Origin of the sequence: Segatella hominis (assembly GCF_019249725.2) — a bacterium.
Lineage (GTDB): Bacteria > Bacteroidota > Bacteroidia > Bacteroidales > Bacteroidaceae > Prevotella.
Window position 1 is genome coordinate 3086471 of the sequence record NZ_CP137559.1, and the last position, 19847, is coordinate 3106317.

Here is a 19847-nt window from a genome sequence, read left to right on the forward strand (position 1 = left end):
CGTAAATTCGCACTGCAAATTTCAAACAAAGTCCGAAATGGAAAGTATAAATATTATCATATCTGCGGCAAAAAGCCGATTGAGGGTGAAGTGCAAACAATCTTGCACTTCAAGTTTTCGCATATCATACTTTGAAGGTAGAAAGCATATGTCCATGTTGTCTGCCATCATACTTGCCATTCTTTTGCTGGCATCCTGTTCAAAAAATGCCAGTGAATCATCTTTCCATGATGCAAGGGAGGCATTGGATGCGCAAAAGGAGTTCCTTTCAAGGATGAAATCAGACAAGGATTTGTCTATGGAACACCTTGCCGACAAAATATCCAAATGGCGTACTTTAGAAGACTCGGTTTCTGTTTGTCTGATGCGAGACACCATCAAAAAGGCACATTCGTTTCCGATGGAAGAATTTTCCAATGTCCATGACTCCATCCGTGACGAGTTTATGCGCATAGCTACCGCCAAGCGAAGGACATTTAAGGATGTGCTCCTGTTGAAGATGAACGCCTCCCCTTATAAAAGTAAGAAGGAAACGGACAGCCTTTCCTTGGTGGCTTCAAAGTTTTTTGAGAGTATGGACACCATACCATTATATAATAAAGGTGACAAGACAAGGATCTTGACCACCTATCATTTCTTCTTGGAGAAGGTGAAGAAGGAAGGCATTGCCAACCAATCACAGTTCCTCGCCTTTCTGAAAACGGAGGATAGGCTGTTCAGGACATTTCTATCTCATCTATACGAGATGAGCGACGTGTCGGTTTCGCATATAACAAGTGGAACAGAAGATGTGTGCAAGATGATTGCTCAATCTTCAAGGAAAGGAAACTTACCGGCAAGGGATGCCGTGGCATATATGGCGGTTCGTACCAATCGAAGAATCATCGCCAATGCGCAGACTTGCGTTGCTGATATTAAGAGTGGAAAGGTTACTTCCGCTGAACAACGGACTGCCTATTTTTGGATGATACTGCAACCATTCCTGTCCATTGATGACTTCGGAATGGCGATGCTTTCAGAGAATCAGCGAAAGGATTTGGTGCAACTGTCAATAGATGCCTTAGGCACAATCGCCTGTCTTAGCCGTTCCTTGCAGATGGACAAGAATTTGACAGACGGGTTACCAGATATGTTCATCAAGCTATACATTTCTTCATTATAAACACAATAGTTATGCTGCATAAATTTCTCAACGACTTCCTGGCACTTGCACCATTGCAGTTGCCAGAGCTTATCAACCAGGAGCGCATGGAACAGCCAGTCTATGAAGACGGCTATGTCCTGCTTGACTTCAAATTGGAAAAGCCTTGTCCTCTCGAAGAGGTGATGAACCTGTTCGAAGACCAGATGGAACTGGTCATCCTTTACCACAAGGTGACTTCCATACATACAGAGTTCGGACAGTTCTGCTGTGCCTTCTCCAACCCTAATTTCGGGCGGATGTACAAGATGAATGCCAGTACGGATGCCAATGGAAATGTCCACTCCGTCATGGTGACAATCTATGAGTCCTTGGAGTTCATGTACGGTGACTTGTGCCACGAAATGGAACTGCAAGCGAGGACAGGCTTCTTCAAGTACAAGCGTGACAAGGCGGACATGCTGATGTGTTTCATGTGACATTACGTTCCATTTATGAGCGACATGCAGCTTCAGAACATCGTGGACATCATCCACAAATGCCACACATGGATAGACGTTGGCAGTTCGTTCCATTGGAAAGACACCGCAGTTTCACGGCATGGCATGGTGCTGACCGTCTGCTGTCGGTGTATTACCCTTCGGGCCTGTCATTCCAACAATGATTATGTCCGTGGGCAAGAGTGGCATATTCCCCTGCTTGACATTGACCGAAGTGCCAAGATTCTTATGAGAAAGGATGCTGGTTTCAAGAAACGCCTTGCTTCAAATGCTTTGACAATGGCGGATGTCGAGCGACTTTTCATGGAAGTCACCTATGGAATTATTGAGTTGGAGCTATTCGAAGGTTATTGACCGTTTTACATTACAATTTGATCTATGATATTCAAGATTATCTTTCTTTTCTTCCCTATGTTTCTTCTCTTGGCATCAACGATGTGCTACAGGAAGAACAATCGGATGATGCAGGGATTTTATCTCCGCATGGTGTTTTCGCATAATTTTCGAAAACTGTACACATTGCTGTTGCTGATGGCAATATTGATGTTCAGTTTCGTGGCATATCAAGTACAGCCCAACGAGATTGGTGCTCATGTAACGGCACTGTTGGCATTGTTGCTGTTCAAGTTCTCTTATGCAGACAATCTGCTGCATAGGTTGCATGACAACAGAAAATCACGTGCCATCGCTTTTACAGCCTCATTGGTGTTCATGTTCACTCCCCATTTGTACACATTGGGGGTGATGGTAGGCTTGCTCTTGGTGGCATCCATCTACTATCCGTCCTCAAAGGTCATCTTCAAGGCACAGTGTCCTGACAGTGGCAGACACTTGGCGCAATGTCATGAGGACATCGTAAACTTCTACTTTTAGTCCATTCTTGGAAAATGCCACTTGGTACTGGCACATTCTACAACACTCAGTCTAAAATGAGAATCATTATTTCACAATATCAACAAGACATTTTCAATGAAACATATACCAAAGGAAAATATAAAGGTAAGTCTCTCTGTCGGCTTCCTGGCATCTCTCCAGGACCGACATAACGAGCGGTATTCCAAACACGAAGCGTTCTGCTATCTGCTGGACAAGGCTTGTGAGCACTACATGCCGAAAGCCGTAAGCAAGGAAGTGGCAGACGAATTGAAAGATTTTCAGTTTATCACAACCAAAACTCAACTTGCGGAGGACTGGCATTGGCATCGTGCCACCGTGCGTCAGTTCCTCGAAAAATTAACGGAACATGGGCTGATACACTGCAAGGAGTTTGAAACGAAATACACCATCATCACGATGATTGGCATGAAGGACGGTAACGTTCCAACAATGCGAAATAACATATTGGAACCAATCATCCGTTTCACAATGGACAGTTGGTTCAATGGCACTTCCACCACAGAAGAGACAGCCGTTGTATGTAGGCAGATTATAAAGGGTGCGGTAGCATTATCGCAAGAAAACAACTCTGCTTCTACATCATCTGACAACCAACTTTCATCTGATGATATTGCCACTTGTATGATTGGCAGACTCGTGGATAGCATCTCACTCATAGGTGAGAAAGAACGCAGCAAACACCAGTTGTGTAAAGCAATCTTTAACTTCTTTGCTCATGTCCTCAATCGAGACTGGCTCCAGTTGTTCCTTCTGATAAAGGAACTGCCCGACATCGCCAGTCATGGAAAGGCTGCTTCCGTCAAATTGAACACAGCTGAAGACATGAGCCTTTTCCAATCCCTGTGTTCCGCTTATAAGGTTTGCTGTCCTACCTCAACAGTTGAGACAGCTGCTAAGCCAGTTGTAACCGCCAAGGCGGACAACCATAAGTAGAGTTCATTCTGTTCCATTATAGCTGCCTTACGGACATTCTCCTTTTAAGACCTCACGGTTCGGTACTGGCATATCGCACTCATCGTGGCTTGCCTTTTTTAGCGCATCGGGCTTGCCCGCTGTTCACGAATTTAGGGAGTGTGGTAACTCATTACCCCTACGACCTATCAGTCTTCGGGAGAGTGTCCGCCAAGGCAGCAAGCTGGGACACTGTTTTTACTGACACATATAAGCATATCAGAGATATGGAAAGAATAGCAAAGCAGGTTTTGAACGTCAGGGGACGTAAGGGATGCGCCGCCGCTCTCAGCCGTGAATACCAACGCAACTGGAGCGACAGGGCATGGCAGGTGGCTATTGCAAAAGGCAACTATGACCTCGGTAGACAGCATCTGAACTTCCAGATTTCCAAGGGAGGAAAGATAGCACCTATCGACAAGAGTAAGTCTATTCCACAGTTGATGGCTGAGAACTTGGCAGCTCGTGGCATCAAAGACAAGAATGAGGGGTTGGCAGAGCCACGCTTCAGAACTGTAGCGGATTTCATTTTTAGCGGTTCACAGTGGAAGATGCGAGAACTTGCCTTCGGTGAACAAAAGGTTGTATTTAAGCCTGGTGACAACAAGGAAAATTATGCCGTCAAGCGTATGCCTGAGATTGAGCAATGGGCGACGGACATTTATAATTTTGTCGCAGGAAAGTATGGTGAGGAGAATATCGTTGCCTTCTATGTACACTTGGACGAGACTTCACCACACATCCATTGCGTTCTTTTGCCAATCAAGGACGGCAAGTTTGCCTTCAAAGAAATCTTCGCAGGTGCCAACAATCGGGAATATAGTCAACGTACATCGAAACTTCATGACGAGTTGGCGATGGTCAATGAGCCTTGGGGACTGGTGCGTGGAACGAGCCAAACGGAGACTCGGCAACGACACAGACCTACGGAGGAATACCGTAAACACCTGTCTGAGGAATGTTCTTCAAAGGAAGAGGAGCTGGAAAACCTTAACAAAGCTGTAAGCGACCTTCGGGTGGAAATAGCACTGGCAGAACGTCGTGTGAAAGGTCTCTCTTCTATGGTGGAACATCTGGAAGAAGAGAAACATCAGAAGATGTTGGAGATTGACAAGTTGAAGATGCAGATTGCCAACAAGGAAGGAGATAGTTCCATCCTGTCGCAGAAGTTGGAAAAATTACAAAATGAGTTGGCTTCCGTTGATGAGAAACTGGCTGACAAGAAAGACAAGCTCGCTGTAGCTGACCGGCAGTTGGATGAGTTGAACAAGGACATGGAGTTTGTCAAGGAGCGGACAGAGACGCTTCGACAGGATGCCATGCAGTTCTCTCGTGAAGCTCAGACTGGTGCTGGCACACTTATCAAGACAGCTATGTTGGAAAGCATGGTCACTGACTACCGTTCCAAGATGGCATCGTTGCCACCTGAAATCAAAGTAGCATTTGACGGTTCGCCATTGGAAACCATAGCCGAGCACACCGCAGAAGTTCTGCATTGTGCCACATTATTATATCTTGGCTACATCGACCAAGCCACGACTTTTGCCGAAGGACAAGGTGGCGGAGGCGGTGGCAGCAACGACATGAAATGGGGGCGCAACGATGACGAGGATGACAGGCGTTGGGCGCACCGCTGCCTTGCGATGGCAAACAGGATGATGCGACCGAAAGGCAGCAAGGGTAGAAAGCGTTAATAGAAAAAATAATCGACAAATTGAAATTTATGATTAGAAAAGCAATATTTATGATGGCATTGTGCCTATGCGGACAAATGCAAGTCAATGCAGAGACTATGGATGATGGCACGGATGATTTGGTGCCGTCTGGCATAAATGAGGATATGCTCCGACAGATTGAGCCTACATACCTCAAAGAAGTGGCAGTTCCTTCTGCATGGTCTTCCAACTGGTTCGTTGGTGTATCGGGTGGCACTTCCGCTTTTGTAGGAAAACCGCATGGTAAAGGAAACTTGTTCGACAGGATGAAACCTTCCCTGGCAATAAAGGCAGGAAAGTGGTTCACGCCAGAGATTGGGGGGCGGTTGAGTTTCCAAGGTTTTCAGTTCAAGGATGCCAGCAAGAATGTCCGTGATTACAAGATGGTTCATGCGGATTTTCTTTGGAATGTGACCAATAGTTTTGTCAAAGACCATGCCACCACACAAAGATGGGGATTCATTCCGTATGCTGGTTGCGGTATTATCCATAACGAGGATAACGGCAAGAGTCCGTTTGTCATCAACTATGGAGTGCTTGGACAATATCGTTTAACAAAGCGTTTGGCAGTCAACATGGAATTGGGTGGTGCAACCACATTCCGTGACTATGACGGCGTGGGCGCATCCAATAAGTTTGGTGACAATTTGTTCACCTTGTCTGCCGGACTGACTTTCAACATCGGAAAGGTCGGTTGGAAGAAGGTTGTAGATGCCGCTCCTTATATCAACCAGAACAAATGGCTGGCAGATTACACCAATGAATTGTTGGCTCGCAACCAAAAGTTAAGCAAAGCTTATGCGGAGGATGCAAATGTCATCGCTGAGATGAGAAAAATCTTGGAGATCGAAGGATTGCTGAAAGCCTATGCCGACCGCCTGACATATTATGCGGATAGTACGGAGTATTGCATATACCCGAAAAATGACTACAGCGGTTTGAACTCGCTCCGTGCAAGATTGGCTCACAAGGATTGGAATGGCATGGGAAAACCAAAAACAAGCCGCTCTCTGGAGTATAGTTTCTCCGTTTCTGATTCTGTTTCTTGGAACAAATACGTTGCAGAAATGGCAGGTGGAACCAAGTGCATCGGTTCGCCAGTGTTCTTCTTTTTCAAGATTGGAACCACGCAGTTGGTTGACGTTTCACAGATGGCAAACTTGGATGAGCTTGCTCGTGTAGCAAAGGCTTATCATCTCAAAATTTCCGTTGTTGGTGCTGCCGACAGTGCCACAGGAAACGATGGCATCAACAATCCTCTCAGCAAGTCAAGAGCGGATTATATCACGCAACAGCTTGTGGCAAGAGGCATTGACAAGTCCATGATAATATCAAAAAGTAAGGGCGGTATTGATAAGTATTCACCAATTGCAGTCAACCGTCATACGGCTGTCAGACTATTTGCACAGTAAATGTGTTTTACTATCATTCATACGATAAGCGGTAATCTGCAAAACAATGATTATCAAAAGAAAGAGTCCGTTCGTGATGAATGGGCTCTTTCTGCTATTGGTTGTTTTGTTCTTTCTCCTGTCGCAATATCTTGTTTATGACAGTGATGACTTGCTCTTGTATATAAGCTTTGAACATCGTGTCATCCTTTATGGCAAAGTCCAACTGTTCATATACTACAGTATTGACAGAACTTCTGAGTTGTTTTAACTTGTCATTTACTGGTATCTGTCGATGGGCTTGCCAATAGAACGTAACTTCATCTTGCACTATCGCTTTCAACACCATTTTCTGTTCACGGCTGAGTTTCTTGAAAGTCTTGTTTTCTCGTTCTTCGTTGTTGCCATATAAAATATTATCGATATATTCATCGGCATCAACAATCTCAAACTCATTGTCCCCGAAAGGCAAGTCCAAAATCTTCTTGTTGCTTTTCTTCATCTCACCCATGCACTCCTTACAGATGTGTTGGACATGACCTTTCCCCGAAAATGACTCGTTCGACTTGTATTCACCACAAATCTTACAGTAATGTCCTTTATGCTTCTTCTTTGCCATATCTCTTATCTTATCAAGGGTTATGCAACTGTATGAGAATGCAGGATGCATCATCTTCCAAGTATTCTATACGACTTGGCAATTTGTTTTCTACTATAACAGAATCTATGCAATCCTTGGATTGATAAAATCCATCTGTACATAAAAACAACAAGTCCATGTCTGATATTTTCGTTTCTTGAATGGATATAGGGTTGCGGAAACCTCTTCCATTCACACAACGAGTCAGAAAGGTACAATTATCACCTTCCTTCTGGTGGTCTTCAGTAAGTTGATGTATACCTTTTTCTTTTTTGTAATATAGACGGACATTTCCTTGCCATGCGTAATAGGCAGTATCATCTTTTATGTATAAGACGATAACTGCTGCTCCCATTTTGCAACAAAGAGCCTTGCATTTATCTGCAACAGCAATGTCTGCTTGTTCAAAAGCCTTTACTAACAGCTCTCTTATATCCACAGAATTATGTTCTGCCAATATTTTATAAATACTTTGTGCAACAGTGGCAGCTGCGATCTCACCATATTGTAAGCCACCCATACCATCGGCAAGGATAGCGATGCAACTCCCATCTTGTAATTGTTTGCACAAGATAAAATCCTGGTTTGTATCACATAAGCCTTTTTGACTACAATAATTTATATCTATCATTATAAATCCCTTTCTTCTGTAGCAGAGCGAAACACTTCTGAAATGACTTGCCATGTTCTCCTTACTTGGTCATAATTCAAACCCGATTGAGAATTGAGAGTTTGGCTTATCAAATAGCTTCTCTCCTCCAACTGCAATTCCTCGTCAATTTTGTCTGCATAATATACAAGTTGGTCTCGGTTCAATAACTTTGCCAAATCGTTTGCCAGCCAATAGCCACCAGCTACATATTCGTCAAAATCTTCCCAATCATACACTTCCATATACGCTTCTCGATCCAAGTTTGCCATAAGGTAGTTGTCCAATATGAACGACATATCCTCTGCATCCTTGTTTGTGGTTAGATGTCTGTCCATCCAAGCATTGAACTTCAGCAAGAATAATCCATGCAAAGAAGCTATCTTTACAGTGAATCTGTCATCAATACTAACCGTTATAGCATCAGAAAGCACTTCGTCAAACCCTTTTACGGACATGGCAATTGTTTCTTCGGGTGGCCAATAGATGTTGTCATCTTCCTTGGCGACATATCCGTATGGAACAACATCTATCTCATAGTCACCATAATAGAAGCGTTGGTGTTTTGCCTTGTCCTTCTCGAAACCATCCGTAATCAAACTATTTTTGATTTTGTCAAATTCCTGCCAGTTTGGAACAGCTATAGCCAAATCCAAGTCTCTTGTCTTTCTACGTGATGACGTGTTCAGCATCTGCTGCATGACTATATCTCTAGCGGTGGCTCCTATGATAAAGAAGTCGTGATCCATTCTACGGAAGCTATCTGTAAGTTTCTCCAACAAATCCACAAGAAATGGATTGTTTATCTTTTCACTCGAAATCTTTAAGCTCATTCTTTAATATGCGTTGCGCAGCCTCCAAGCAGCGACTATTGCCACTACCCATCAAGTCTGCATAGATTAATATAGCAGGAACAGTTCTGTTGTCTGTTTCCCAATTCCAAAATTTGTTGTACAGATGAATTTCCCCATTTGCATCTTGCTTGACGACACCTGTTCGTATAAGATGTGCTGCAGGTATTTCCGTGTATATGTCGAAAATTCCTGGTTGTAAGTAGCCATCCGTCAAGTTTGCGGCAGGTTCTCCTCCCCATGACATGCCCTTTGGCAATGCTATGTTTTTCCACTCATTTTTATTCGCTTCTGTTCGAAATGCCATTGCGCCTACCAGCAATTTGGGTTTCAATACTTCATTGTAATTGCTAACCCATAAGTCAAGCAGTTGTTTTTTGTCTTTTATTATGCGCCCGTTTTTAGTGTCACAAACAAAACCACGTCTTGCAAGTTCATCCAAAACGTTTTTTACGCTTCCCAAAGATACACCAATTTGCTCTTTTATCTCTCGATAAGGCTTCTTTATATTGTCTGCATCTTGCAACAGATAAAACACGACCTTCAATCCTGCATCTTGAAACACGGGATAGGTTTTCACCTTGGATTCTGTATTTTTCCTTCCTTGATTAAATATTTGGAAAATCAAGTTTCCTGCCTTTGTATATCTGACAAGGCAGTTTCCTGCACAGTCCAGATAGTTGATACCTCTGTTTGCCAATTCTGTTGATACCTGCGGCGTGACGTATTGCGTAACAAGCAAGATTTGCTGCTTGTCATTGTTCATCGTTTGCATAGTCGCTAATGTCGGATTTAATGTGGCCTTGGTTATGTTTTCCCTTACATGACACACAAAATCTATATTCATTATCTTAACAGTGACATCATTTTCATTGGTACAATTTACTTTGACGGCTGTTGTTGACACAACATCCCCCATAGGAAGGCTTGCTCTAAGAGCATCCAATGCTTGGTTTATTATGATATTGTTTGCCATCATTTTATGTTATTTGTTCAATATATCAGTTGTGTTCAATTTGATTGAACGTTGCAAAGATAATGAACAAAACTTAAACGAACGAACTTTTTGTTCAATATTTCATCTTGTTCAATACTATTTAACATAGTGCGAAGATTGAACAGGGATATTTTCAGAAATACAATTCCCGAAAAGTGACACAAATGACAAAAAACGGGAATGCTCGAACTGTATATGCCGGTTCTAACAGATCTCTCTATTATCAAAAAGCGGTAATCTTACCAGTTTTAGTCACTACACATCTCCCAACCCCCTTCATCCTCCCTTGTTTTTCCTTAGCAAATTTAGTTCAGCCCACCAGACCGTCAAGTATCGCCTTGCTATTGGCTGGTTATTTCCTTAGCAGCCTTCCGCCAATCAAAGATTGGGGTATTCCAATGAAATAATCATCCAATTCCTTGTCTTGTCTGTCTCCATGCCTGAACTCTTGATTGCACGTAAAATCAATTCCTTTGATGAAGTCGTAAAGGCTTCTATAATAGGGAAGAAAAAGAAGTTTCACAATTTAATCCGAACAGATATGAATGATATGATTAACGAAAGAGACAAGGAGTTTGCCAATGAGTTTTCACGCTTCGTGAACGGCAAGATGTGTTCCGCATCCAAGGTGGGTGCAGAGTTTGCCAATGACCACCGCTTTCTTGTAAACGAGAAGTTCAAGGTGATGATGGCTTTCATGGAGCAGTTGGCAATAAACTATCAGAAGGGCTATTATGACCTTCGCAATGAATGGGCTTGCACTTTGGCACATGCAGCCATTGAAGCCTTGCGTGAGCAGCAGCTCTACTATCCATCTTCATCAGAGTATTCACCCAATAAATAATGCAGTTATGACAAGCAGATTGATTACACCACAGTTGGCGGAACAGTTCAAGCAATATCCGCTTTATTCACAGGACGGCAAGAAGAAGGATGCCATTTGCCAATGCGTCTTCTTCATCGGCAAAGTCCGTTGGTATGTATTGGAAGGTCAGCCGGAAGGCAATGACTTCACGCTGTTCTCTATCGTTGTCGGTCTTGCCGATACAGAATATGGCTATGCTTCCATCAAGGAAATGGAAAGTATCAGCGTGGATGTCGGACATAACCTTCCCAAGATACCGATATTGCAGGACAAGAGCTTCAAGCCTTGCCCAATCGGAAACATTCCCGACGAGAGATTGCAGTCGTTTCTGTCTGACATGTATGACAGGGAAGAAGTTTAAACCATTCATCAGCCGTAGGCTTCTTGCCTATGGCTGCTAAAAATCAAAATATATGATACAGCAAAAGATAACGGAGATAGCCGAAATATTAGGATGGAGCGTTGATTTCTCCGAGCCACAAAATGGCAAGACAGATGTAAACTTCGCCAAATATACTTCCTATGGTCAAGATTTCAATTTCAGCGTGGAACTTGAAGACAATGATATGGAAGCCTTCATCGACAATATCCATGAGTATTATGAGAACTTTGATGTTGACGAGGAAGCGTACATTTGGATTGGCTCAGACGGTCACGGCAAAAATGGCGCACCTTACCACATTGCCGATATAGTCAAAGACATGGAGGAAGCCGAAGTCATGATGGCTGACCTTTATGAGGCATTCAGACAATATTATTCACAGTTGGAACTTCAAGCCGTATGACAATAGAACAATATCTTTACCGCCTATGTCGAAACATTCTCAATGAGCGTTTCGACTGGCGCAAATACCTTACCACCCGAAGCTATTTCGGCAGAGACCTTTGCGTCACTCAGCTCCATGTCTCCTATGGACAAATCGGCTATACCATCCATTTTCCTTACTCTCGTGACCCAATGCCCGAACTCGCATATGATTGGGAAATGGACGACCTCACCATCGATGAGAAAGATTGGCAGAAATGGCTATCACCCGAAGAAGATGATGAGGAGGAAGAATAAAACTCCCAAAACGAAAAATCCAAGATGCCTACACATTATTATATATGTGCGCATCTTGGATTTTTGCATGTTTGCCACAGATTGACCCGTTACCGACGGAACGCAGACCGTGCGACTTTTTCCTCTTCTACATCAGTCTGCTCATTATCATTTGATGATGCAGATTGCTTCATGTCCTTCGCTTCCTTTTTCTCATCTGATACTGAAGCTGCAACATCCTCACTCTGTTGTTCCTTCATTTCCAAAGACACTTCGTCTATTCTCTGCGTGAGAATAGACGTTGCCTTTTTCACATCCATCAAGGTGGTCTTGATGAAACTTGGCGACTCCTTCAGACTGCCGAGCCATGATTTCAGATAGGCGGCACTGTCTTCCTTCAGATTCTTGGTCATGCCATACTTCTGACACACCAACGCACTGCCCAACTCTGCAACAAGTTCCTCCCTTGCATATTCATCTGAGCCAAAGCCCGATTGAGGATGCAAACGGTTCAACTGATTTTCTGCTCCTGTCGAGTGAACCATCTCATGAAACGCTGTTCCATACCACGACTCACCGTCTTTAAACTGTGCCTTCTCAGGAATGGTTATCTGGTTGCGGGAAATGGAGTAGAACGCATTGTCCTGGTGTTCGATGTTGATGGGGCAAATCCACTTCTGTTCCTTGAACATCTTATCTACGGCAGGAAACGAGTACATGTCACCTTCCTGCACCAATGCTTTCTCTGGCTTGTTCTCGGCTTCTAACTTGGCATACAGTTCGGGTCTTGCCTCCTTCAAATTGGTCTGTGCCACATTGAAGACTTGGTACACATTCAACTTCGGATAGACATTATACTCCTTCTGCTCCTCAGCACTCATTCGCTTGTAGTCGTCATAGGGTATCTTTTCTTTTGTCTCCTTGTGTACAATGGTGAAACTTGTCAGCATCACGGGAAAACTCTTCTCTCCCTTATTGATGCCAACCTTGGGCAACGGCTCGCCATTGGCATCCACCATCTGCTTCTTGTTACCTTGCTTGTCGGTCTGATAGTTCAAACCCACTGCACGGTTAAAGGTGCAGAACACTGGCAACTCGTAGCCTTTCTTCTCGCAGAGCATGGTGAGCAACAAGGCATTCATGCCGTTATACTCCCTGCCAGACAGGTTCTTCGGCCAACTCAATGTACCTTCCGTAAACCAAGGCTTTTGCCATCCGTCCTTGCTTCCCAACGACTCGATTTTCTCTATCATCATGTTGGCGAAGGTGTCCAAGGCTCTGTCCTCAGCATTCTTTCCATCGCCATTATTCTGTGGACTCTTATTGTAATATGCCATACTTGCTAATTGTTAGGATGATACGGTTTCTTCTCCCACTGGTTCAACTCCGCCACCTTGCAGCCTAAGTTGAGTCTGTCGTTATACACCGAGATTTCCAACTCGCCCTTTGCCTCGATGGTGGCTTTCGACTGCAGCCATTCTTCCTTTTCTTCCGAGAACCGGACAAAGCGCACCCAGGTAAAGACAAATTCTTCTTCAATCTTCTCTGCACTGAAAGCAGAAAACATCAGGAAAGCCTTACCATTTTTGCCTTTCTTCATATCAATGTCCTTACCGACCTTGCCCTTGAACTCCATGTCGCCCACGATGCCATCCTTGCTTTCCGATACAGGCGAAAGGTTCACTTCCGATACTTTCAAGTTGAAATACAGGTTGTCATCTTTCTTCTTGAAGGTCAATACACCTTTCAACTCAATGCGGTTGCCCACGACAATGCCTTCCGCATCGTCACCATCCATGATACAACTGACAATCACGGTCTTGTTGATACCACTCTTGGCTGGCACCACCACATCTACGGAATATGTCGTAAACGGCATTCCGTCCTTTCCATTGCGAACCACTGCAGCCTTGCTGACGGTTCCGCACACACTTACGTTACATTTAATCATAGCTCAAATACTTTTTTATTCGTTTTCTATTGACCAAGATGTGGAACCTCCAAGTATCTTACTTTCTTTGCATTGTCTGACTTTGACCTTCTTGCTGTTCCAGGACTTGCTCATAGTTTTGCGATGCCTGTTGCGTCAGCACGATAGTATTCACCATTCCAGCGATGCGCATTTTCTTGGCATCATTGCTCAGGTTGGTATCACCCAACACTTGCGACAATCTACAGAACTCCGCATTGGTCAGTTCTCTCGTCACTTTGGTAGTGCCATTGTCCGCTTGCAACACAGCCTTTCCATTATCGCCAATACTCAACACGCACTCCTTCATAGTCGGCATCAACGGTTTCAAGTCCACCTGCCTTTTGCTTACAGCTTCTGAGATTTGCGCTTTTTGCTCTTCCTCGCTTTTACTGTCTATTTGCACAGCGAGGGCAAGCAGACTGCTATACATGGTAGTCACCAATCCCATAATAGGATCTGCACTTGACAATCCTGTGCTTGCGTCCTCGGATGAAAGCAATTTCTTCATCCAATCGTCAGGTGACAGACTCGTGTCCACTGCCGAACTATTTCCCTTGTATTTTGCCAACAGGTCATTGCCGTTATACAATGCTTGTTGCTTCAGATTGCCTTTCTGCGCTATCTCCGCCAAGTACGATGCAGGATCCACGTCCCTTGTCTTGCCGTCTGCCGATATGGTCTTCACCCCGAAATGCAGATGCTCACCTGTGGTTCGCGTTCCAGTATTGCCAGATACGCCCAATTTCTGTCCTGCTTTTACCTCGTCACCCACCTTCACGGCAATACTGTCCAAATGCATATATGTGGTCTGCACCTTGCTTCCGTCCGATCTTGCGTATTCCACTGTTACAGACTTGCCACCGCCAGTATTGGCATTGTGGCTCACAGCTACTACCTTGCCGCCATTCTCTGTAGCCAGCACAGCATCATGCTTGGCTCTGATGTCAATACCCTTATGCATCTGCTGTTTGCTTTTGTCCATAGGGTCTTGACGCATACCGAATGGAGAAGTGACAAACAAGAACTCGTCCCTTTTCACAGGGAATGAGTATTTGTCGTTGGTTGTTTGAGATGCTGTTTGCTTCTTTTCGTCATTATTGGATGTCGATACCGAAGACGATACCGTTGCTGAAGTCCTTGCATTCTGTTCTACGCCGAACTTCTTGCCCTCAGCCCTCATCTCTCGCATCACCTGTTGGTCATACTTCTGTAATCCATTGATCTCGATAATCTTTTGCAAACTGGCTGCATATCCTCCACTGGTGGCATAACCGCCTCGCTCAATGCCGTTTGTCCATCCCTTGTAATCATCGGGAGAGAGTTTGAAGCATTGGCTGTAGCGGCTGCTGTTCTTCAATATCTTGGAATGGTGCTCGTATGAGTCACCCACCGTGGCATACTTGCAGAACTTCTCATTAGGCTTGTCATCGGTATAGACAAGATAATCGCCACCGTTCTTCAACCAACTTTTCGAAGCCTTCACGCCAAAGTGGTTGTTGCCCAACTGCGACAGTTCACTCTGTCCATTACGGCTTTCTAAGATGCCTTGCGCCAAGGTGACGGAAGCAGGGATGCCATATCGCTTCATTTGTTCCATCGCCTCGACAGCATATCTTTCTGCATATTGCTGATTCTTGCTCATGTCTTTATCCTCATTATTATCGTTTCATACCGCCAGAACGCTGCTGTTCCTCAGTATTTTGCTCCTCTTGCTTCTGCTTGGGTGCCTCCAACTGGTCACAGATAGCTACTCGTTCTCCTGCTCGGATAAGCTTGGGCAGATAGGTGTCCAAGGCATGATGTGGAAAGCCAGCCATGTAGGGACCTGCTTGGGTGTTTCTCTTTGTCAATGTTATCCCCAACACTTCCGCTCCTCGCTTGGCATCCTGTTCATACATCTCATAAAAATCACCTACACGAAACAGCAGCAAAGCATCTGGATGCTTGGCTTTCAACTCCTTCCATTGCTTCATGATGGGAGAGTCCTTGGTCTCTTCCTTCTGCTTACCCTTTGTTTCTTCCTTCTTTTCCACAGTAGCGTTATTATCTCTTTGAACAGTCACATCCTTCTCTTCCCTAATATCTGTCTTTTCCTCAGAGGAAGCTTGCTTGTTCTCTTCCTCATGATATTCTCGATGCTCTTCCTCATTCTTATCGGTGGAGACTTGCGTTTCTTGCTTCACCTCGGTTTCCTCAACTTGCTTCTCAGATGCAGTCTGCTCCTGCGTCTGTCCTTTCTGCAGGATGTCAGCAAACAGGGTAGCAGCAAGATGCTTTTTGTACTCGTTCTTGTCTTCGGCAATCCACATTCGTTGCCATTGGCTTGGCGATACCACACGAGGCTGCAACTTGTCTGCGCCATCAATGGTGACTGCACACAGAATGACATCGTTCTTTGCCTTGAACACGTTCACTTTCTGTATGCGGTTCATGTCCACCTCGTTGTGCTGACCGCTGCCAAACAAGTCCACCTTCAGGTCAGGCTTTGTCTCTGCCATCGCATAGTATTTCTGTGCCAGTTCCACCCTCAGGCTGTCCATCGTGTCCTGCGCTTGTTTCAATGTTGTGAAGAAGCGGTTCAGGTCTGCCTTGTCTGGATAGATGGAAAAAGCCTTCTGTCCTTCGGGCTTGATATACATCGCCCAACGCTTGTTGTCATCCTGCACCATCTGTATGCGGTCGAAGCCCACCTGCTTGCTCTGGCTCACGGCATCGCTTACGTCTATATTGGATATGTCTTCCAATTGCCAGTTCTTCAGTCTTGCAACGGTGATGTCCTTTCCTGCAAAATAGCCGTCATCAGGATGGTAGCCTAATGCACCATCGGGATTGTAGAACTTGACAGACAGAAAACCTTCCTTCTGCAAGGCATGTTCAATGCGCTGCTTGCTCATGCCCGACACCTCATTGTTCACTTCCAATGATGCTCCTGCAGGCAACACCACATCGGCACTCTTGTTTTCTTTGTCCCTTATTATCACCACAAATTTCTGTTCGCTGTCAGGATGCTTGGCTATCTCATCAGCTACAAAGTAATGCTTGGGCATCTTCGATTGCATCTCGGTGGTCTGCTGCTCGTTCTTCAAGGATGAATATTCTATTTTCTCGCCACGCTCTGCCTTGTGAATAACGTCCAAGGCATTGTTCACATCACTCTCTATGGCATCTATCAGACATGGATTTTCCTTCAATTCGCGGTTCCAGTAGTCCACCAGTCCCATATTCTCCTTGGAAATCTTGGCTGGCATACTCATTTCCATCATCTTGATGCCCGAAGCCAGTTCCACAACCAGTTTCTCTTGCTTCACGGCATCCTCCGATGGCGCAATGCCGTTTTTCATCACCATGCCCTCCCTTGCCAGTCGCTGTTGATGTCCTGTAGCACTCACCACTTGGCGCAGCATTTCCTGCACATAATCGCTATAATGCTCAAAGTTTTCTTGCTTTGGCATATACACAGCATCTTTTTCTGTGTCATAGTGTGCCACTCCGCTTCCGTCTTTGCGCACCGCCATCAGGTTTTCCTTCATCTTCTGGATGAAGTCATTTACTTGGCTACGCAATGCCTTATCTTCATTTGCACCGACATTCGCCTTCACCACATCTTCATATTTCTCCTTGTCTTTCAATGGCAGCATGGTCTGGTCAATATTGAACAGCACTCGTATTTCCCGATTATGTATGCCCTTGTACTGTGTCTGATCGGTAGCCGATAATTCCTGGTAGTCCTTTCTGCTGATGATGTCCTCTGGATTATGTCGGTTCACATACTTGTTCCACGCATACCAGTTGAACGGCACACCTCTCTCATGCGCCATCACAGACTCGTCTCGCTTCTTGGCTTCACTAAACAGCGTGTACAGATTGGTGGCATATCCGTTCTTGTCGGAGTTCAATCCCATCACGAGGGCATTGAACGGACTCACTGCCGCTCCCTTTGGGTAAAACCGTGGATATTGCTTTCCTTGCTCATTCAGCCAGACACCCTTGTTGTCGGCTGCTTTCGACAGGGCCTCGGTAATCAGTGACACTTGACGCTCTGCCGCATTCTTCTCTTGTGGACTTTTCTCTTTCATTGTATGATTGTTTTACGTTTTCTTTTATTATCTTGAACGTTGGATACCTTCTCGCAGCTCTGCGTTTTCCATCGCCTCGTTTCTCACATTTCTCACTTCTTGCTCGCCATAGTTGCGTTCTGCCATCTGTCTCATCTGGTCACTCTTGGCAAGCACGGCATTGGCAAGGGTGTTGAGTGGTAAGGCTCCTGCTTGATATGCTCCAACCACATGCTCTGGCAGTTGGATGGTGTATGGCACTCGGTCAATGGTTGCCACTAAACAGTTGCCTTGTAGCACAGGGTTGGCTATTCGGGGATTCAACGGTTCGTCTGGATAGGACTTATATTGCACTGCTTGTGCTGTTGTATTACCGTATGATACAGCATTTCCATCATTGCTTTCCCGTTTGTTTGCCAATGCTTCATGTCCTGCCTTGTTCAGCAGATTGGCACCGCCCATACCGACGAGTGTCATCTTCAGCAATGGATTTTTCACAAACATTCCTGCAAGGATGGCGGCTATCGGCATCATGTTGTCTTTCAAACCCAATGATTGCGTTTTGCCTGTGAACATACCCACAAGGATGTCGGGCAACATGGCTATCACATAGCCGAGGTTATTGCCGATGTCGCTGAAACCGTCCAGTCCGAAGTTCTTCAACAGTCCTTCCCATCCGTTGCTGTTGTCACGCTCTGGCTGTTCCTGCTGCGTAGCTTCCGATTGTTGCTGTTCTGCATCTTCTTGTAGAGCCTCTGTTTCATTTCTTTCTTTGATGATACGCTCAGCTTCTGCAACCTTGGCTGCGTCGTGCTTGGCTTTCTCTTCCAGATAGGCATCTTCCTTGCCGGGTGCCACTATCAGCGGTACATTCTTGTATTTCGGATCGTTCCGTTTCTCTTGCTCTTTTTGGAAAGGAAACTTAAAACTGTTATCTGTCCATGCCATAGGTGTAAATGCTTTTTGTGGGATATGTATCTTGTTATGGAGTTTGCTGTTGAGCGTCTTGACATAGCCATTGTCGGTGGCATTCACTTTCTTGGCTTGTGAGCGAAAACCAGTGAAGGCATTGCCGTTCTGTCCGAATACGCCCTTGCTGATGCTCAATTCCATGGCTTGCTCTTTCCGCTGTTCGCCGTTTCCCTTCTTGGAATCGAGGATATAGCCCAATGCCATGTCGCTCCCCACCAAGGTTGCCAATGACTTCCAACTACCGATACCGCCCATGGTCACGGCATCCACTACCGAGGCGGTGGCCCTTCCTGCAAACTTCTCCGTCTTGCTCGGTTTGTAGGCTTTCTCGCCACGAGCCTCTATCTCTGCCGTCAATGGTGATTTCAGGAGCTCTTCTTGCAGTCCCCAAATGCTGTTTTGTGCAGCTTTGCGCAAGATGTAGTCCATCGTTGACTTGGGCGTATTGTCCTTGACGAGCTTCCCAATCATCAGGTCTTCCATCCTTTGCACAACGTATGCGTATGCCAAGTCCTCGCCACAGGCTTTCGACAAAGCGTCATATTTGTTTCGTCCAATTTCCTTCACCACGGCATTGCGCCACTCGCCAGCAAGAAGAGCCAAGTCCTTCACGATGTTTTTGTCCTTCCATATCTTCTGGTTGCACATCTCCAAATAGTCCTCTGTGGTTTTGCTGTTCCATTTGCCTGTCTGTTTCAGCACAAAGTCTGTGTTGTCAGCATACGGATTGGCAGAAGCAAGCACTCCTGCCAAACTGCTCTGGTACCTGCCTCTTTCCTCCAGTTGCTTGTGCGTCAAGTCGTCTCGCACCTGTTTCATCACAAGTGCCAGCTTGCCGTCAAAATATTCTTGAAGGCAATACTCCAGTTCGGCAAAACGTGTCGGGTTCTTGATAGTACTCATTATAGCGTTACGTTTAGTTGACCTAATATCTGTTCTCTTGTCTGCTCGATGGCTTGGTGATACACTTCCATCTGCTTTGGAAAGTATTCCTCCAGCCAAGCGTCTTTCTCTATTCTGTCATGGATGAAGAGGATGGCTTGCTGCAGTTCTGTCTCCACGGAGCATTCTCCTTCCTCTCGGTTGTTGAACCATGCCTTTGTCCACCATCTCACTCCTGCACGGTCGGGATATACGCTCACCAACCTTGGAATGTCGAAGCTCTGCACATCGATGTCCAATTCTGCGAGAGGGTCGATGATACCACTT

The 19847-nt window shown here is 45.2% G+C and carries 20 protein-coding genes and 1 pseudogene; 11 read left to right on the forward strand and 10 right to left on the reverse strand.

Annotated features, from left to right (window positions below; genetic code table 11):
• The first annotated feature begins 37 nt into the window (after positions 1 to 37).
• The 7 genes from KUA50_RS12485 to KUA50_RS12515 all read left to right on the forward strand — a co-directional run bounded on the left by KUA50_RS12485 (position 38) and on the right by KUA50_RS12515 (position 6616).
• Positions 38 to 1162: a hypothetical protein gene (locus KUA50_RS12485; RefSeq protein ID WP_318346037.1), complete on the forward strand. Its 1125-nt coding sequence runs from the start codon at positions 38 to 40 to the stop codon at positions 1160 to 1162.
• An 11-nt stretch (positions 1163 to 1173) separates the two neighbouring features.
• Positions 1174 to 1620, forward strand: coding sequence for a hypothetical protein (locus tag KUA50_RS12490; RefSeq protein WP_022121719.1), 447 nt, complete (start codon positions 1174 to 1176; stop codon positions 1618 to 1620).
• Positions 1621 to 1635: 15 nt separating this feature from the next.
• Positions 1636 to 1995: a hypothetical protein gene (locus KUA50_RS12495; protein WP_022121720.1), complete on the forward strand. Its 360-nt coding sequence runs from the start codon at positions 1636 to 1638 to the stop codon at positions 1993 to 1995.
• A 24-nt stretch (positions 1996 to 2019) separates the two neighbouring features.
• A complete protein-coding gene (locus tag KUA50_RS12500; RefSeq protein WP_022121721.1) occupies positions 2020 to 2514 on the forward strand; it encodes a hypothetical protein in 495 nt (164 codons plus the stop codon).
• Between the two features lie 96 nt (positions 2515 to 2610).
• Entirely contained in the window at positions 2611 to 3471 is an 861-nt protein-coding gene (locus KUA50_RS12505; RefSeq protein WP_022121722.1) for a hypothetical protein, read from the forward strand.
• 245 nt (positions 3472 to 3716) lie between these two features.
• On the forward strand, positions 3717 to 5183 hold the full coding sequence (gene mobV / locus KUA50_RS12510) for a MobV family relaxase (protein WP_022121723.1): 1467 nt from the start codon (positions 3717 to 3719) through the stop codon (positions 5181 to 5183).
• Between the two features lie 29 nt (positions 5184 to 5212).
• Positions 5213 to 6616 carry an OmpA family protein gene (locus KUA50_RS12515; protein ID WP_153136904.1) on the forward strand — a complete coding sequence of 468 codons (1404 nt, stop codon included), beginning with the start codon at positions 5213 to 5215 and terminating at the stop codon, positions 6614 to 6616.
• A 94-nt stretch (positions 6617 to 6710) separates the two neighbouring features.
• Here KUA50_RS12515 and KUA50_RS12520 read toward each other — a convergent pair whose 3' ends face one another.
• Genes KUA50_RS12520 through KUA50_RS12535 form a run of 4 tightly spaced genes read right to left on the reverse strand, consistent with a single transcriptional unit; the run spans position 6711 to position 9711 of the window.
• Positions 6711 to 7214, reverse strand: coding sequence for a hypothetical protein (locus KUA50_RS12520; protein ID WP_153136902.1), 504 nt, complete (start codon positions 7212 to 7214; stop codon positions 6711 to 6713).
• 13 nt (positions 7215 to 7227) lie between these two features.
• Entirely contained in the window at positions 7228 to 7866 is a 639-nt protein-coding gene (locus KUA50_RS12525) for a PP2C family protein-serine/threonine phosphatase (RefSeq protein WP_194257123.1), read from the reverse strand.
• On the reverse strand, positions 7866 to 8717 hold the full coding sequence (locus tag KUA50_RS12530) for a nucleotidyl transferase AbiEii/AbiGii toxin family protein (RefSeq protein WP_153136897.1): 852 nt from the start codon (positions 8715 to 8717) through the stop codon (positions 7866 to 7868). The genes KUA50_RS12525 and KUA50_RS12530 overlap by 1 nt, the downstream gene beginning before the upstream one ends.
• Positions 8695 to 9711: a type IV toxin-antitoxin system AbiEi family antitoxin gene (locus KUA50_RS12535; protein ID WP_256620923.1), complete on the reverse strand. Its 1017-nt coding sequence runs from the start codon at positions 9709 to 9711 to the stop codon at positions 8695 to 8697. Before KUA50_RS12535 ends, KUA50_RS12530 begins: the two co-directional genes overlap by 23 nt.
• Positions 9712 to 10273: 562 nt before the next feature.
• Between KUA50_RS12535 and KUA50_RS12540 the strand changes: the two genes are divergently transcribed.
• From KUA50_RS12540 to KUA50_RS12555, 4 genes are read left to right on the forward strand one after another with little or no spacing between them, the layout of a single operon-like run.
• Positions 10274 to 10576 (forward strand): hypothetical protein, encoded by a 303-nt coding sequence (locus tag KUA50_RS12540; RefSeq protein ID WP_022121729.1) that lies wholly within the window; start codon positions 10274 to 10276, stop codon positions 10574 to 10576.
• A 7-nt stretch (positions 10577 to 10583) separates the two neighbouring features.
• Entirely contained in the window at positions 10584 to 10958 is a 375-nt protein-coding gene (locus KUA50_RS12545) for a DUF2958 domain-containing protein (protein WP_010537185.1), read from the forward strand.
• 52 nt (positions 10959 to 11010) lie between these two features.
• Positions 11011 to 11382 (forward strand): hypothetical protein, encoded by a 372-nt coding sequence (locus KUA50_RS12550; RefSeq protein ID WP_022121730.1) that lies wholly within the window; start codon positions 11011 to 11013, stop codon positions 11380 to 11382.
• Complete coding sequence (locus KUA50_RS12555; protein WP_153136894.1) at positions 11379 to 11660, forward strand: hypothetical protein; 282 nt, start codon at positions 11379 to 11381, stop codon at positions 11658 to 11660. The genes KUA50_RS12550 and KUA50_RS12555 overlap by 4 nt, the downstream gene beginning before the upstream one ends.
• A gap of 116 nt (positions 11661 to 11776) precedes the next feature.
• On the opposite strand, the pseudogene KUA50_RS12560 reads toward KUA50_RS12555, so the two are convergent.
• From KUA50_RS12560 to KUA50_RS12585, 6 genes and pseudogenes are all read right to left on the reverse strand, one after another.
• Positions 11777 to 12976, reverse strand: a pseudogene (locus KUA50_RS12560) (ArdC family protein); the annotation flags it as partial.
• A gap of 5 nt (positions 12977 to 12981) precedes the next feature.
• Positions 12982 to 13590, reverse strand: coding sequence for a hypothetical protein (locus KUA50_RS12565; protein ID WP_218455805.1), 609 nt, complete (start codon positions 13588 to 13590; stop codon positions 12982 to 12984).
• A gap of 58 nt (positions 13591 to 13648) precedes the next feature.
• Positions 13649 to 15253: a glucosaminidase domain-containing protein gene (locus KUA50_RS12570; protein WP_218455806.1), complete on the reverse strand. Its 1605-nt coding sequence runs from the start codon at positions 15251 to 15253 to the stop codon at positions 13649 to 13651.
• A 16-nt stretch (positions 15254 to 15269) separates the two neighbouring features.
• Positions 15270 to 17687, reverse strand: coding sequence for a zincin-like metallopeptidase domain-containing protein (locus KUA50_RS12575; protein ID WP_022121734.1), 2418 nt, complete (start codon positions 17685 to 17687; stop codon positions 15270 to 15272).
• Between the two features lie 27 nt (positions 17688 to 17714).
• The gene (locus KUA50_RS12580) at positions 17715 to 19541 is read right to left on the reverse strand and encodes a hypothetical protein (RefSeq protein WP_022121735.1); all 1827 of its coding nucleotides are present in this window, start codon (positions 19539 to 19541) and stop codon (positions 17715 to 17717) included.
• On the reverse strand, positions 19541 to 19840 hold the full coding sequence (locus tag KUA50_RS12585; RefSeq protein WP_217317129.1) for a hypothetical protein: 300 nt from the start codon (positions 19838 to 19840) through the stop codon (positions 19541 to 19543). Before KUA50_RS12585 ends, KUA50_RS12580 begins: the two co-directional genes overlap by 1 nt.
• Positions 19841 to 19847: the final 7 nt, after the last annotated feature.

Excerpts from the sequence above, each read along its gene's own strand:
- KUA50_RS12485 (WP_318346037.1), top strand. The coding sequence starts at position 38 with ATGGAAAGTATAAATATTATCATATCTGCGGCAAAAAGCCGATTGAGG.
- KUA50_RS12490 (WP_022121719.1), top strand. The coding sequence starts at position 1,174 with ATGCTGCATAAATTTCTCAACGACTTCCTGGCACTTGCACCATTGCAG.
- KUA50_RS12495 (WP_022121720.1), top strand. The coding sequence starts at position 1,636 with ATGAGCGACATGCAGCTTCAGAACATCGTGGACATCATCCACAAATGC.
- KUA50_RS12500 (WP_022121721.1), top strand. The coding sequence starts at position 2,020 with ATGATATTCAAGATTATCTTTCTTTTCTTCCCTATGTTTCTTCTCTTG.
- KUA50_RS12505 (WP_022121722.1), top strand. The coding sequence starts at position 2,611 with ATGAAACATATACCAAAGGAAAATATAAAGGTAAGTCTCTCTGTCGGC.
- mobV (WP_022121723.1), top strand. The coding sequence starts at position 3,717 with ATGGAAAGAATAGCAAAGCAGGTTTTGAACGTCAGGGGACGTAAGGGA.
- KUA50_RS12515 (WP_153136904.1), top strand. The coding sequence starts at position 5,213 with ATGATTAGAAAAGCAATATTTATGATGGCATTGTGCCTATGCGGACAA.
- KUA50_RS12520 (WP_153136902.1), bottom strand. The coding sequence starts at position 7,214 with ATGGCAAAGAAGAAGCATAAAGGACATTACTGTAAGATTTGTGGTGAA.
- KUA50_RS12525 (WP_194257123.1), bottom strand. The coding sequence starts at position 7,866 with ATGATAGATATAAATTATTGTAGTCAAAAAGGCTTATGTGATACAAAC.
- KUA50_RS12530 (WP_153136897.1), bottom strand. The coding sequence starts at position 8,717 with ATGAGCTTAAAGATTTCGAGTGAAAAGATAAACAATCCATTTCTTGTG.
- KUA50_RS12535 (WP_256620923.1), bottom strand. The coding sequence starts at position 9,711 with ATGGCAAACAATATCATAATAAACCAAGCATTGGATGCTCTTAGAGCA.
- KUA50_RS12540 (WP_022121729.1), top strand. The coding sequence starts at position 10,274 with ATGAATGATATGATTAACGAAAGAGACAAGGAGTTTGCCAATGAGTTT.
- KUA50_RS12545 (WP_010537185.1), top strand. The coding sequence starts at position 10,584 with ATGACAAGCAGATTGATTACACCACAGTTGGCGGAACAGTTCAAGCAA.
- KUA50_RS12550 (WP_022121730.1), top strand. The coding sequence starts at position 11,011 with ATGATACAGCAAAAGATAACGGAGATAGCCGAAATATTAGGATGGAGC.
- KUA50_RS12555 (WP_153136894.1), top strand. The coding sequence starts at position 11,379 with ATGACAATAGAACAATATCTTTACCGCCTATGTCGAAACATTCTCAAT.
- KUA50_RS12565 (WP_218455805.1), bottom strand. The coding sequence starts at position 13,590 with ATGATTAAATGTAACGTAAGTGTGTGCGGAACCGTCAGCAAGGCTGCA.
- KUA50_RS12570 (WP_218455806.1), bottom strand. The coding sequence starts at position 15,253 with ATGAGCAAGAATCAGCAATATGCAGAAAGATATGCTGTCGAGGCGATG.
- KUA50_RS12575 (WP_022121734.1), bottom strand. The coding sequence starts at position 17,687 with ATGAAAGAGAAAAGTCCACAAGAGAAGAATGCGGCAGAGCGTCAAGTG.
- KUA50_RS12580 (WP_022121735.1), bottom strand. The coding sequence starts at position 19,541 with ATGAGTACTATCAAGAACCCGACACGTTTTGCCGAACTGGAGTATTGC.